This window comes from Pseudomonas sp. GM84, from assembly GCF_000282535.1.
Taxonomy (GTDB): domain Bacteria; phylum Pseudomonadota; class Gammaproteobacteria; order Pseudomonadales; family Pseudomonadaceae; genus Aquipseudomonas.
Genome location: NZ_AKJC01000319.1, coordinates 1 through 13,665, shown reverse-complemented (window position 1 = coordinate 13,665; position 13,665 = coordinate 1). Strand labels below are relative to the sequence as shown.

Annotated in this window: 10 protein-coding genes; all 10 read left to right on the top strand. The window is 62.2% G+C overall.

Annotation, left to right across the window (positions count from 1 at the left end; all coding sequences use genetic code 11):
- Positions 1-14 precede the first annotated feature (14 nt).
- A complete protein-coding gene (locus PMI38_RS22745; protein ID WP_008099348.1) occupies positions 15-1,373 on the top strand; it encodes a glutamine synthetase family protein in 1,359 nt (452 codons plus the stop codon).
- 50 nt (positions 1,374-1,423) lie between these two features.
- Complete coding sequence (locus PMI38_RS22740; protein WP_043274083.1) at positions 1,424-2,785, top strand: aspartate aminotransferase family protein; 1,362 nt, start codon at positions 1,424-1,426, stop codon at positions 2,783-2,785.
- 169 nt (positions 2,786-2,954) lie between these two features.
- Positions 2,955-4,052 carry a polyamine ABC transporter substrate-binding protein gene (locus PMI38_RS22735; RefSeq protein ID WP_008099346.1) on the top strand — a complete coding sequence of 366 codons (1,098 nt, stop codon included), beginning with the start codon at positions 2,955-2,957 and terminating at the stop codon, positions 4,050-4,052.
- Positions 4,053-4,212: 160 nt separating this feature from the next.
- Entirely contained in the window at positions 4,213-5,307 is a 1,095-nt protein-coding gene (locus PMI38_RS22730; protein ID WP_008099344.1) for a polyamine ABC transporter substrate-binding protein, read from the top strand.
- A gap of 59 nt (positions 5,308-5,366) precedes the next feature.
- The gene (gene potA, locus PMI38_RS22725) at positions 5,367-6,509 is read left to right on the top strand and encodes a polyamine ABC transporter ATP-binding protein (protein ID WP_008099342.1); all 1,143 of its coding nucleotides are present in this window, start codon (positions 5,367-5,369) and stop codon (positions 6,507-6,509) included.
- On the top strand, positions 6,506-7,426 hold the full coding sequence (locus PMI38_RS22720; protein ID WP_008099341.1) for an ABC transporter permease subunit: 921 nt from the start codon (positions 6,506-6,508) through the stop codon (positions 7,424-7,426). Before potA ends, PMI38_RS22720 begins: the two co-directional genes overlap by 4 nt.
- The gene (locus PMI38_RS22715; protein ID WP_008099340.1) at positions 7,423-8,316 is read left to right on the top strand and encodes an ABC transporter permease subunit; all 894 of its coding nucleotides are present in this window, start codon (positions 7,423-7,425) and stop codon (positions 8,314-8,316) included. Before PMI38_RS22720 ends, PMI38_RS22715 begins: the two co-directional genes overlap by 4 nt.
- 304 nt (positions 8,317-8,620) lie before the next feature.
- Positions 8,621-9,709 (top strand): efflux RND transporter periplasmic adaptor subunit, encoded by a 1,089-nt coding sequence (locus PMI38_RS22710; protein ID WP_008099339.1) that lies wholly within the window; start codon positions 8,621-8,623, stop codon positions 9,707-9,709.
- Positions 9,706-10,773 carry an efflux RND transporter periplasmic adaptor subunit gene (locus PMI38_RS22705; protein ID WP_008099338.1) on the top strand — a complete coding sequence of 356 codons (1,068 nt, stop codon included), beginning with the start codon at positions 9,706-9,708 and terminating at the stop codon, positions 10,771-10,773. The genes PMI38_RS22710 and PMI38_RS22705 overlap by 4 nt, the downstream gene beginning before the upstream one ends.
- The coding region (locus PMI38_RS22700) for an efflux RND transporter permease subunit (protein ID WP_008099337.1) at positions 10,770-13,665 on the top strand (2,896 nt) is incomplete at its 3' end. The genes PMI38_RS22705 and PMI38_RS22700, both read left to right, overlap by 4 nt.

The following is a 13,665-nucleotide window of genomic DNA, read 5'->3' as shown; positions in this document are numbered from 1 at the left end:
CTCCTGAGGTATCTATGAGTAACAACCTCGACCAGCTCACCGATTGGTTGAAAGAGCACAAGATCACCGAAGTCGAATGCCTGATCAGTGACCTGACCGGCATCACTCGCGGCAAGATCTCGCCGACCAACAAGTTCATCGCCGAAAAAGGCATGCGCCTGCCCGAGAGCGTGCTGCTGCAGACCGTGACCGGCGACTATGTCGACGACGACATCTACTACGAACTGCTCGATCCGGCCGACATCGACATGATCTGCCGGCCCGACGAAGACGCTGTGTTCCTCGTGCCCTGGGCCATCGAGCCGACCGCGCAAGTCATCCACGACACCTACGACAAGAAGGGCAACCCGGTCGAACTGTCGCCGCGCAACGTCCTCAAGAAAGTCCTCAAGCTCTATGCCGACAAGGGCTGGCAGCCGATCGTCGCGCCAGAGATGGAGTTCTACCTGACCAAGCGCAGCGAAGACCCGGACTTCCCGCTGCAACCGCCGGTAGGCCGCTCGGGCCGCCCGGAAACAGGCCGCCAGTCGTTCTCCATCGAAGCGGCCAACGAATTCGACCCGCTGTTCGAGGATGTCTACGACTGGTGCGAACTGCAGCAGTTGGACCTCGACACGCTGATCCACGAAGACGGCACGGCGCAGATGGAGATCAACTTCCGTCACGGCAACGCCCTGCACCTGGCCGACCAGATCCTGGTGTTCAAGCGCACCATGCGCGAGGCGGCGCTCAAGCACAACGTGGCCGCCACCTTCATGGCCAAGCCGATGACCGGCGAGCCGGGCAGTGCCATGCACCTGCACCAGAGCGTGGTCGACGCGACCACCGGCAAGAACATCTTCAGCAATGAAGACGGCAGCATGAGCGAACTGTTCCTGCACCACATCGGTGGCCTGCAGAAATTCATTCCCGAGGCGCTGCCGCTGTTCGCCCCCAACGTCAACTCGTTCCGCCGCTTCCTGCCTGACACGTCGGCACCGGTGAACGTCGAGTGGGGCGAGGAGAACCGTACCGTCGGCCTGCGCGTACCGGATGCCGGCCCGCAGAACCGCCGTGTCGAGAACCGCCTGCCGGGCGCCGACGCCAACCCTTACCTGGCCATTGCCGCGAGCCTGTTGTGTGGCTACATCGGCATGGTCGAAGGCATCGCAGCCAGCGCTCCGGTCGTGGGTCGTGGCTACGAGCGGCGCAACCTGCGCCTGCCGCTGACCATCGAAGATGCCCTGGAGCGCATGGAGATCAGCCGTGCGCTGACCCAGTACCTGGGCAAGAAATTCATCACCGGCTACGTCGCCACCAAGCGCGCCGAGCATGAGAACTTCAAGCGTGTCATCAGCTCCTGGGAGCGTGAGTTCCTGCTGTTTGCTGTGTGATCAACCCCCTGAGGCCGCCCTCCGGCGGCCTGCGGACCCTGGAGAAGCACATGAGCGTCAAAAACCCGCAAACCCGTGAATGGCAAACCCTGAGCGGCGAGCACCACCTTGCACCCTTCAGTGACTACAAGCAGCTGAAGGAGAAGGGGCCGCGCATCATTACCAAGGCCCAGGGTGTGCATTTGTGGGACAGCGAGGGGAACAAGATCCTCGATGGCATGGCCGGCCTGTGGTGCGTGGCGGTCGGCTATGGCCGCGAAGAGCTGGTGCAGGCTGCCGAGAAGCAGATGCGCGAGCTGCCGTACTACAACCTGTTCTTCCAGACCGCGCACCCGCCGGCACTGGAGTTGGCCAAGGCCATCTCCGACGTCGCCCCCGAGGGCATGACCCACGTGTTCTTCACCGGTTCCGGGTCCGAAGGCAACGACACCGTGCTGCGCATGGTCCGCCATTACTGGGCGCTCAAGGGCAAGCCGCAGAAACAGACCATCATCGGCCGCATCAACGGCTATCACGGCTCCACCGTCGCCGGCGCGAGCCTGGGCGGCATGAGTGGCATGCATGAGCAGGGTGGCCTGCCGATTCCGGGCATCGTGCACATCCCGCAGCCGTACTGGTTCGGCGAAGGCGGCGACATGACCCCGGACGAATTCGGGGTGTGGGCAGCCGAGCAGCTGGAGAAGAAGATCCTGGAAGTGGGCGAAGACAACGTCGCCGCCTTCATCGCCGAGCCGATCCAGGGTGCGGGCGGGGTGATCATCCCACCGGATACCTACTGGCCGAAGGTCAAGGAGATCCTCGCCAAGTACGACATCCTGTTCGTCGCCGACGAAGTGATCTGCGGCTTTGGCCGTACCGGCGAGTGGTTCGGCTCCGACTACTACGACCTCAAGCCCGACCTGATGACCATCGCCAAGGGTCTTACCTCCGGTTACATCCCCATGGGCGGTGTGATCGTGCGTGACACGGTGGCCAACGTGCTCAGCGAAGGCGGCGACTTCAACCACGGCTTCACCTACTCCGGGCACCCGGTGGCAGCGGCCGTGGGCCTGGAAAACCTGCGCATCCTGCGCGACGAGAAGATTGTCGAGCACGCACGCACGGAAGTGGCACCCTACTTGCAAAAACGTCTGCGGGAACTGCAGGACCACCCGCTGGTGGGAGAGGTTCGCGGCCTGGGCCTGCTCGGTGCGATCGAGCTGGTCAAGGACAAGGCCACCCGCAGCCGCTACGAAGGCAAGGGCGTGGGCATGGTGTGCCGCAACTTCTGCTTCGAAAACGGCCTGATCATGCGCGCGGTGGGCGACACCATGATCATTGCACCACCCCTGGTGATCAGCCATGCGGAGGTCGACGAGCTGGTGGAAAAGGCGCGCAAGTGCCTGGATCTGACCCTCGAAGCGATCCGTTGAGCCTTTGCTAGGCTAGCGTTGTGACATTAGTTGGTTACAAGGGGCTGCTTTCCTTGAAACAGCGCCTTGTAACTTGCCAGACTAGCGACTGTTTCAGTCGCCCAACGCGTGTACTGCGGGACCTGGCTGCTGAACGGATGGCTAATCAAAAAAATCTGGAGCATGACGCATGAATAAAATGGGCAAGACGTTGCTGGCCGCAGCCCTGATGGGTGCCATGGCTACTGCTGTTCAGGCTGAAGACAAAGTATTGAACGTCTACAACTGGTCGGACTACATCGCTCCGGACACCATCGCCAAGTTCGAGAAACAGACAGGTATCAAGGTCAAGTACGACGTTTTCGACAGCAACGAAACCCTGGAAGCCAAGCTGCTGGCGGGCAAGTCGGGTTATGACGTCGTCGTGCCGTCCAACAACTTCCTGGCCAAGCAGATCAAGGCCGGCGTCTATGAGGAGCTGGACCGCTCCAAGCTGCCGAACTGGAAGAACCTCGACGAAGACCTGCTCAAGGCCGTCGGTGACGCCAGCGACCAGGGCAACAAGCACGCCTTCCCGTACATGTGGGGCTCGATCGGCATCGGTTACAACCCGGAGAAGATCAAGGCCGTGCTGGGCGTGGACAAGATCGACTCGTGGGACGCCGTGTTCAAGCCTGAGAACATCGCCAAGCTCAAGAGCTGCGGCGTGAGCTTCCTGGATGCGCCGACCGAAATGATCCCGGCCGCGCTGCACTACCTGGGCAAGCCAACCAACAGCACCAAGAAAGAAGACCTGAAGGCGGCCGAAGACCTGTTCCTCAGCATCCGTCCTTCGATCACCTACTTCCACTCGTCCAAGTACATTGGCGACATGGCCAACGGCGACATCTGTGTAGCCGTCGGCTACTCGGGTGACCTGGAGCAGTCCAAGGCCCGCGCCCACGAAGCCGGCGACAAGGTCAAGGTCGACTACATCATTCCGAAAGAAGGTGCCGGTACCTTCTACGACATGGTCGCCATCCCCAAGGATGCCGAGCATAAAGAAGCTGCCTACAAGTTCATGGACTTCCTGATGCAGCCGGAAATCATGGCCGAGATCACCAACGCCGTGCGCTTCCCGAATGGCAACGCTGCTGCCACTCAGTTCGTCGACAAGGACATCACCAGCGACCCGAGCATCTATCCGCCAGCTGAAGTGAAGAAGCAGCTGTACGCGATCGCGGCTCCTGAAGCCAAGGCCCAGCGCGATATCACCCGCAGCTGGACCAAGATCAAGTCGGGCAAGTAAGCCTGATGCAACATCTCTGGGCCGGGGGTTGCCGGCCCAGAGCCAGTGAATGGCAATTGATGATTGCGGCATTGAAGCTGCGAAGGTAAGTTGCGCGCCGGTTTTTCCTGCGCGGCAGCACTGCGCCGTTACCAAGGCACTGATTGTGAGGACCACCCACTTGTCTATTTCTGTTTTACGCAAGGCCTTGATGGCTGGAGCGGGCCTGACGCTGGCATGCAGCGTCCAAGCGGCGCCTACGGTGCATTTGTACAACTGGTCCGATTACATCGGCCCGACCACACTCGCGGACTTCGAGAAAGCCACGGGCATCAAGCCTGTGCAGGACGTCTTCGATTCCAACGAAACCCTGGAAGGCAAACTGCTGGCCGGCAACACCGGCTATGACGTGGTGGTGCCGTCCAACCATTTCCTTGGCAAGCAGATCAAGGCGGGCGCGTTCCAGAAGCTCGACAAGAGCCTGCTGCCAAACTATTCCAACCTGGACCCGGCGCTGATGAAACGCCTGGAAAAGAACGATCCGGGTAACCAGTACGCCGTGCCCTACCTGTGGGGCACCAACGGCATCGGCTACAACGTCGACAAGGTGAAGGCCGCGCTGGGCGTGGACACCATCGACTCGTGGGCGGTGCTGTTCGAGCCCGAGAACATGAAGAAGCTCTCCAAGTGCGGCGTGGCCTTCCTCGACTCGGCCGACGAGATGCTGCCGGCGGTGCTCAACTACATGGGGCTGAACCCCAACAGCACCGACGCCAAGGACTATGAAAAGGCCGAGAAGAAGCTCCTGGCGGTTCGCCCCTACGTGACCTACTTCCACTCGTCCAAGTACATCACCGACCTGGCCAACGGCGACATCTGCGTCGCGGCAGGTTTCTCCGGCGATGTGTTCCAGGCCAAGGCCCGTGCTGAAGAAGCGAAGAAGGGCGTGAACCTGGCCTACGCGATTCCCAAGGAAGGCGGCAACCTCTGGTTCGACGTGCTGGCGATTCCCAAGGACGCCAAGAACGTCAAGGAGGCCCACGCCTTCATCAACTATTTGCTGAAGCCTGAGGTTATCGCCCAGGTCAGTGATTACGTCGGTTACGCCAACCCGAACCCCAAGGCTGGCGACCTGATGGACCAGGCCGTGAGGACTGACGCCGCGGTATACCCACCGCAGGAAGTGCTGGACAAGATGTTCGTCAACAGTGAGTTGCCACCCAAGGTGCAACGTTTGATGACCCGCAGCTGGACCAAGGTCAAGTCGGGCAAGTAACAATCCAGGCCCGCCACTCAAGCGCGGCGGGCAACAAAATCTTGTTGGGAGTTTCACTCATGGCAGTTGCCTCCGGTGCCTATAAGAAAGCCCTCGAGGGTGGCCAGCAACCCAAGCAGGTGCTGGTCAAAATCGACCGGGTCACAAAAAAGTTCGACGAAACGGTAGCCGTGGACGATGTGTCCCTGGAAATCCGCAAAGGCGAGATCTTCGCCCTGCTGGGTGGCTCCGGTTCCGGCAAATCGACCTTGCTGCGGATGCTGGCCGGTTTCGAGCGCCCGACTGAAGGGCGGATCTTGCTCGATGGCGTCGACATCACCGACATGCCGCCCTACGAGCGGCCGATCAACATGATGTTCCAGTCCTACGCGCTGTTCCCGCACATGACCGTGGCGCAGAACATCGCCTTCGGCCTGCAGCAGGACCGGATGCCCAAGGCCGAGATCGACGCCCGCGTGGCCGAGATGCTCAAGCTGGTGCACATGACCCAGTACGCCAAGCGCAAGCCGCACCAGCTCTCCGGTGGCCAGCGCCAGCGCGTGGCCCTGGCCCGTTCGCTGGCCAAACGCCCGAAACTGCTGCTGCTCGATGAGCCGATGGGCGCCCTGGACAAGAAACTGCGCTCGCAGATGCAGCTGGAGCTGGTGGAGATCATCGAGCGCGTGGGCGTGACCTGCGTGATGGTGACCCACGACCAGGAAGAGGCCATGACCATGGCCCAGCGCATCGCCATCATGCACCTGGGCTGGATCGCCCAGATCGGCTCGCCGGTGGACATCTACGAGACCCCCACCAGCCGCCTGGTGTGCGAGTTCATCGGCAACGTCAACCTGTTCGAAGGTGAAGTGGTCGACGACGCCGAAGGCCACGCGATCATTGCCAGCCCGGAGCTGGAGCGCAAGATCTACGTCGGCCACGGCATCACCACGTCGGTGGAAGACAAGCACATCACCTACGCCCTGCGCCCTGAGAAGATGCTGGTCACCACCCAGCAACCGACCTGCGAGCACAACTGGTCGCGCGGCAAGGTCCACGACATCGCCTACCTCGGTGGCCACTCGGTGTTCTACGTCGAGCTGCCAAGCGGCAAGGTGGTCCAGTCGTTCGTCGCCAACGCCGAGCGCCAGGGCACCCGGCCAACCTGGGGCGATGAAGTGTACGTGTGGTGGGAAGACGACAGCGGCGTGGTACTGCGGTCATGAAACTTCGCAAGCTCAAGCGAGCGTTCCAGCGCCTTACCCCGGAGGGGCGGCACCTGGTGATCGGCGTGCCGTTCATCTGGCTGTTCCTGTTCTTCATGCTGCCGTTCTTCATCGTCTTGAAGATCAGCTTTGCCGAAGCAGACGTGGCGATCCCGCCCTACACCGAGATCTACAGCTACGTCGAGGACAAGATCCAGCTGGTGCTGAACCTGGCCAACTATGGCCTGCTGACCGAGGACGAACTGTACATCTCGGCCTACCTGGGCTCGTTGAAGATGGCGTTCATCAGCACCCTCCTGTGCCTGCTGATCGGCTACCCGATGGCCTACGCCATTGCCAACGCCAAGAAGGAAACCCAGACGGTCCTGCTGCTGCTGATCATGATGCCGACCTGGACCGCGATCCTGATCCGCGTCTATGCCTGGATGGGCATCCTCAGCAACAACGGCCTGCTCAACGGCTTCCTGATGTGGATTGGGCTGATCGACCAGCCGCTGCAGATCCTCAACACCAACCTGGCGGTGTACATCGGCGTGGTCTATTCGTACCTGCCGTTCATGATCCTGCCGCTGTTCGCCAACCTGGTGAAGCACGATCAGAGCCTGCTCGAAGCCGCATCGGACCTGGGTTCGAGCACCTTCAACAGCTTCTGGAAAATCACCGTGCCGCTGTCGAAGAACGGCATCATCGCCGGCTGCATGCTGGTGTTCATCCCGGTGGTGGGCGAGTTCGTGATTCCTGAACTGCTCGGCGGCCCGGAAACCCTGATGATCGGTAAGGTGCTGTGGCAAGAGTTCTTCAACAACCGTGACTGGCCGGTGGCTTCTGCCCTGGCAGTGGTGATGCTGGCGATCCTGATCGTGCCGATCCTGCTGTTCAACCGCAGCCAGGCCAAAGAAATGGAGGGCAGGGCATGAAGCGCTTCAGTTTTTCCAAGCTGATGCTGGTGCTCGGCTTGCTGTTCATCTACCTGCCGATGCTGATCCTGGTGATCTACTCGTTCAACGCCTCGAAACTGGTGACGGTGTGGGGCGGCTGGTCGATCAAGTGGTACGTCGGCCTGCTCGACAACACCCAGCTGATGGGTTCGGTGATGCGCTCGCTGGAGATCGCCTGCTACACGGCGGTGGCCGCAGTGGCGCTGGGCACCCTGGCAGCCTTCGTGCTGACCCGGGTCACCCGCTTCAAGGGCCGCACGCTGTTCGGCGGCCTGGTCACCGCGCCGCTGGTGATGCCCGAGGTGATTACCGGTCTGTCGCTGTTGCTGCTGTTCGTGGCCATGGCGCAGATGATCGGCTGGCCGCAGGAGCGTGGCATCGTCACCATCTGGATCGCCCACACCACGTTCTGCGCGGCCTACGTGGCGGTGGTGGTGTCGGCACGCCTGCGTGAGCTGGACCTGTCGATCGAGGAAGCGGCCATGGACCTGGGTGCCAAGCCGTGGAAGGTGTTCTTCCTGATCACCATCCCGATGATCGCGCCGTCACTGGCGGCGGGCGGCATGATGTCGTTCGCCCTGTCGCTGGATGACCTGGTACTGGCCAGCTTCGTGTCCGGGCCAGGCTCGACCACCTTGCCGATGGAAGTGTTCTCCGCTGTACGCCTGGGCGTGAAGCCGGAGATCAACGCCGTGGCCAGCTTGATCCTGCTGTCGGTGTCGTTGGTGACCTTCTTTGTCTGGTTCTTCAGCCGCCGGGCCGAAGAGCGTCGTCGCAAGGCGATCCAGCAGGCCATCGAGGAAGGTGCTGCAGCCAACGTGTCGCAACCCCAGATCAAGCGCCCAGCGCCCGCTGCTGCGTCGGCCTGATCGGCTGCTCCCACAGGTACATCAAAGGCTTTGAAAGCGATGATGTACCTTGTGGGAGCAAATTTCTAAAAGCTGACGCGATTTCCTGTGGGAGCCGGCTTGCCGGCGATAGGGCAATAACGGTCTTTCGCCTGCCCTGGCCTCATCGCCGGCAAGCCGGCTCCCACAGTGCTCGCGCTGGCCTGCAATCTCCTGCCCACCATCAAAGACCAACTGATCCTTGTCAGTGCCGTTTGTGGAACCCTGATCTACGCTAACAGTCGCAACTTTTCGAATTGTTTTGCGCGCAAGCTTAGGAGCCTGCATGAGGGTGACGCGTCCATTGTTACTGGCAGGCATGGGTCTGCTGTACTTGCTCACGGGGTGTAGCAAGGAACATCCACCGGAACCCAAGCCCCGGGTCGGTGTGCTTCAAGTTCAACCCACTGATTTCGCGGCCAAGGTGACCCTCACCGGCGACGTGCAGGCGCGGGTGCAAACCGACCTGTCATTCCGCGTGGGTGGCAAGATCATCTCGCGCAGCGTCGACGTGGGCGATCACGTCAAGGCCAACCAGGTGCTGGCCCGACTCGACCCGAAAGACCTGCAGAACAACGTCGACTCGGCCAAGGCCGAGGTCTTCGCCGCCCAGGCAAGGGTGACCCAGGCCAGCGCGGCGTTCGTGCGGCAACAGAAACTCCTGCCCAAGGGCTACACCAGCCAAAGCGAATACGATTCCGCCGAGGCGGCGCTGCGCAGCAACCAGAGCGCACTCAAGGCCGCCCAGGCGCAACTGGCCAATGCCAACGAGCAACTGAGCTACACCGCGTTGGTGTCCGAAGCCGATGGCGTGATCACCGAGCGCCAGGCCGAGGTCGGGCAAGTGGTCCAGGCGACCATGCCGATCTTCAGCCTTGCCCGCGATGGCGACCGCGACGCCGTGTTCAACGTCTATGAATCGCTACTGGTAGCACCGCCCAGCGACGCTGGGGTAGTCGTCAGCCTGCTGGACAACCCCAAGGTCCAGGCCCAGGGCTTCGTTCGTGAAATCACGCCGACCGTGTCGGCGCAAAGCGGCACGGTGCAGGTCAAGGTTTCCTTGCGCAACGTACCCCCGGCCATGCAGCTTGGCTCACCCGTGACCGCCACGGCCAATGCCCAGGGGCGGCCGAGCATCGAGCTGCCCTGGTCGGCGCTGACCAAGGACGTGCACGAGCCTGGCGTATGGGTAGTGGGTGAGGACGACAAGGTTGAATTGCGCAAGGTTCAGGTTGCCCGCTACCTCACCGGCAAGGTCGTCATCGCCCAAGGCATCAAAGGGGGTGAGACCGTCGTGGTCAGTGGCGGCCAGCTGTTGCATCCGGGCATGCAGGTGCAAATGGTCGATGCCAAGGATGGAGGAGCCGCACCATGAAGCGGATGCTGTTTGTGCTTGCGACCGGCGTGCTGCTGACGGCCTGTGGCAAGGAAGAAGCACCCGCCGACGCCGTACGACCGGTGCTTTCGACCCTGGTCGAAGCTCAGGATCAGTCGGATCTGGGGCGCTTCGCCGGGACTATCCAGGCGCGCTTTGAAAGCACCCTGGGCTTTCGTGTATCAGGGCGCATCGCCCGCCGCTGGCTCGACGTGGGTGCCCAGGTAAAACCTGGCGATACGTTGGCTACACTCGACCCGACCGATCAACAGAACCAGCTGCGTGCCGCCGAGGGCGACCTGGCCAAGATCCAGGCGCAATGGATCAACGCCCAGGCCAATGCCCGTCGTCAGCAACAGCTGTATGACCGCGGCGTCGGCGCCCAGGCACAGCTGGACATTGCCCAGACTGACCTGAAAACCACCAGCGCCAGCCTGGAGCAGGCCCGCTCGGCCCTCAGCCAGGCCCGCGACCAGCTCGACTACAGCACGCTGCGCACCGACCATGCGGCGGTCATCACCAACTGGCAGGCCGAGGCCGGGCAGACGGTGACAGCGGGCCAGCCCGTGGTCACCCTGGCCCGCCCGGACGTCAAGGAAGCGGTGATCGACCTGCCGATCGGCATTGCCGAAGCGCTGACCAAGGACCTCACCTTCACGGTCGCCTCGCAGCTGGACAGCAGCATCAATACCACCGCCACCCTGCGCGAACTGGGGCCCCAGGCCGATGCTGCCACCCGCACCCGGCGCGCCCGCCTGACCCTGGCCAGCACGCCGAGTGCCTTCCATCTGGGGACCGCGATCAGCGTCACCCTGACCTCGGCGATTACCCCGCGCAGCGAGCTGCCCCGCAGTGCGCTGCTGGAGCACGAGGGCAAGACGCAAGTGTGGGTGATCGACCCGCAGCAGAAAACGGTTGCGATGCGTGACGTGAAGTTGATCGAGCGCACGGACGACAGCATCGTGCTGGCCTCCGGCGTGCAACCCGGCGAGCGTGTTGTCACCGCCGGCGTAAACAGTCTCAAGCCTGGCCAGAAGGTCACATTCGCCGAGGATTCACAATGAAAGGAAGCTTCAACCTCTCCGAATGGGCGCTGCGTCACCAGTCGTTCGTCTGGTACCTGATGTTCGTCGGCCTGCTGATGGGCATTTTTTCCTACTTCAACCTGGGACGTGAGGAGGACCCGTCGTTCACCATCAAGACCATGGTGATCCAGACCCGCTGGCCAGGTGCGACCCAGGACGAAACGCTCTACCAGATCACCGACCGCATCGAGAAGAAACTCGAGGAGCTCGACTCCCTCGATTACACCAAGAGCTACACCCGCCCCGGCGAGTCCACCGTCTACGTCTACTTGCGCGACACCACCAAGGCGCCCGACATCCCGGAAATCTGGTACCAGGTGCGCAAGAAGATCCAGGATATCCGCGGCCAGTTCCCGCAAGGCATCCAGGGGCCGGCGTTCAACGACGAGTTCGGTGACGTGTACGGCTCGATCTACGCCTTTACCGCGGACGGCCTGACCCATCGTCAGTTGCGCGACTACGTGGAACAAACCCGCGCCCAGGTGCGCGAGGTGCCCAACATCGGCAAGATCGAGCTGATCGGCACCCAGGACGAAGTGCTCTACCTGAAGTTCTCCACGCGCAAGCTGGCGGCCCTGGGCATCGACCAGCGCCAGGTCATGCAGGCCCTGCAACAGCAGAACGCGGTGACCCCGGCCGGGGTGATCGAGGCTGGACCTGAGCGCATTTCGGTACGTACCACCGGGCAGTTCGCCTCGGAGAAAGACCTGCAGACGGTCAACCTGCGCATCAACGACCGCTTCTTCCGCCTGAGTGATATTGCCGATATCGAGCGCGGCTACGTCGACCCACCGTCACCGATGTTCCGCTACAACGGCCAGCCCGCCATTGGCCTTGCGATCGGCATGAAGGCGGGCGGCAACATGCAGGTGTTCGGTGCTGCGCTGAGACAGAAGATGGACAGCGTGATCAACGACCTGCCGGTGGGCGTTGGCGTGCACACCGTGTCTGACCAGGCGGTGGTGGTGAAGGAGGCCGTGGGAGGCTTCACCAGCGCCCTGTTCGAAGCGGTGGTGATCGTCCTGGCGGTGAGTTTCGTCAGTCTGGGGATTCGCGCCGGGCTGGTGGTGGCCTGTTCGATCCCGCTGGTGCTGGCCATGGTCTTCGTGTTCATGGAGTACAGCGGCATCACCATGCAGCGGATCTCGCTGGGCGCACTGATCATTGCCCTGGGGTTGCTGGTGGACGATGCGATGATCACCGTGGAGGTGATGGTCACGCGGCTGGAACTGGGCGATACCAAGGAGCAGGCGGCGACGTTCGCCTACACCTCGACGGCATTCCCCATGCTTACCGGCACCTTGGTGACCGTGGCCGGCTTCGTGCCGATCGGCCTCAATGGCAGTTCGGCCGGTGAGTACACCTACACCTTGTTCGCGGTGATCGCCGTGGCCCTGATCGTATCCTGGGTGGTGGCGGTGTTCTTCGCACCGGTGCTGGGTGTGCATATTCTCAAGGCTGAGAAGCTCAAGGCGCATGAGGCCGAGCCTGGCCGGGTCGGGCGGGCGTTCGAAGGTGGGCTGGTGTGGTGCATGCGCCATCGCTGGCTGACCATCATTGGTACGATCCTGCTGTTCGCCCTCTCGCTGTTCTGCTTGCGGTTCGTGCAAAACCAGTTCTTCCCGTCCTCGGACCGTCCGGAAATCCTGGTCGACCTCAACCTGCCGCAAAACGCCTCGATCGAAGAGACACGCAAGGTGGTCGACCGTTTTGAGGCGCGCATCAAGGACGACCCGGACCTGGTGCACTGGAGCACCTACATCGGCGAGGGCGCCATTCGCTTCTACCTGCCACTGGACCAGCAGCTGCAGAACCCCTACTACGCCCAGTTGGTGATCGTCAGCAAAGGCTTCGAGGAGCGCGCGGGAATGATGGCGCGCCTGCAGAAGATTCTGCACGAAGAGTTCGTCGGCATCGGCACCAACGTCCAGTCACTGGAAATGGGCCCGCCGGTGGGGCGGCCGATGCAGTACCGGGTCAGTGGCCCGGACATCGACATGGTGCGCAAGCATGCCATCGACCTGGCCACCTTGCTCGACAGCAACGAGCACATCGGCGAGATGATCTTCGACTGGAACGAGCCCGGCAAGGTGCTGCGGGTGGAAATCGCCCAGGACAAGGCGCGCCAGTTGGGCCTGTCTTCCGAGGACGTGGCCAATGTGATGAACAGCATCGTCAGCGGTGCACCGGTGACGCAGGTGAACGACAACATCTACCTGGTGAATGTCATCGCTCGCGCCGTGGACAGTGAGCGGGGCTCGCCGGACACGTTGCAAAACCTGCAGATCGTTACCCCAAGCGGCACCTCGATTCCGCTGCTGGCGTTCGCCACGGTGCGCTACGAGCTGGAGCAACCGCTGGTGTGGCGCCGCGACCGGAAACCGACCATCACCATCAAGTCTTCGGTCAATGGCGATATACAGCCCACCGACCTGGTGGCCCAGCTCAAACCGAGCATCGACGAGTTCGCCAGCAAGTTGCCGGTCGGCTATCAAGTGGAAACCGGCGGTACGGTGGAGGAGAGTGCCAAGGCCCAGGGGCCGATTCGCAAGGTCATTCCGTTGATGCTGTTCCTCATGGCGACCTTCCTGATGATCCAGTTGCACAGCACCCAGAAGCTGTTCCTGGTGGTCAGCGTGGCGCCGCTGGGGGTGATCGGGGTGGTCCTGGCGCTGGTGCCCACGGGGACGCCCATGGGCTTCGTGGCGATCCTCGGCATTCTGGCGCTGGCAGGCATCATCATCCGTAACTCGGTGATCCTGGTGACCCAGATCGATGAGTTCGAGGCCCAGGGTTATTCGCCGTGGGACGCGGTGATGGAAGCCACCAACCACCGTCGCCGGCCGATCCTGCTGACGGCGGCGGCCGCCA

Coding starts and splice junctions, on each gene's coding strand:
- PMI38_RS22740 (WP_043274083.1), top strand. CDS start 1,424: ATGAGCGTCAAAAACCCGCAAACCCGTGAATGGCAAACCCTGAGCGGC.
- potA (WP_008099342.1), top strand. CDS start 5,367: ATGGCAGTTGCCTCCGGTGCCTATAAGAAAGCCCTCGAGGGTGGCCAG.
- PMI38_RS22745 (WP_008099348.1), top strand. CDS start 15: ATGAGTAACAACCTCGACCAGCTCACCGATTGGTTGAAAGAGCACAAG.
- PMI38_RS22735 (WP_008099346.1), top strand. CDS start 2,955: ATGAATAAAATGGGCAAGACGTTGCTGGCCGCAGCCCTGATGGGTGCC.
- PMI38_RS22705 (WP_008099338.1), top strand. CDS start 9,706: ATGAAGCGGATGCTGTTTGTGCTTGCGACCGGCGTGCTGCTGACGGCC.
- PMI38_RS22710 (WP_008099339.1), top strand. CDS start 8,621: ATGAGGGTGACGCGTCCATTGTTACTGGCAGGCATGGGTCTGCTGTAC.
- PMI38_RS22720 (WP_008099341.1), top strand. CDS start 6,506: ATGAAACTTCGCAAGCTCAAGCGAGCGTTCCAGCGCCTTACCCCGGAG.
- PMI38_RS22715 (WP_008099340.1), top strand. CDS start 7,423: ATGAAGCGCTTCAGTTTTTCCAAGCTGATGCTGGTGCTCGGCTTGCTG.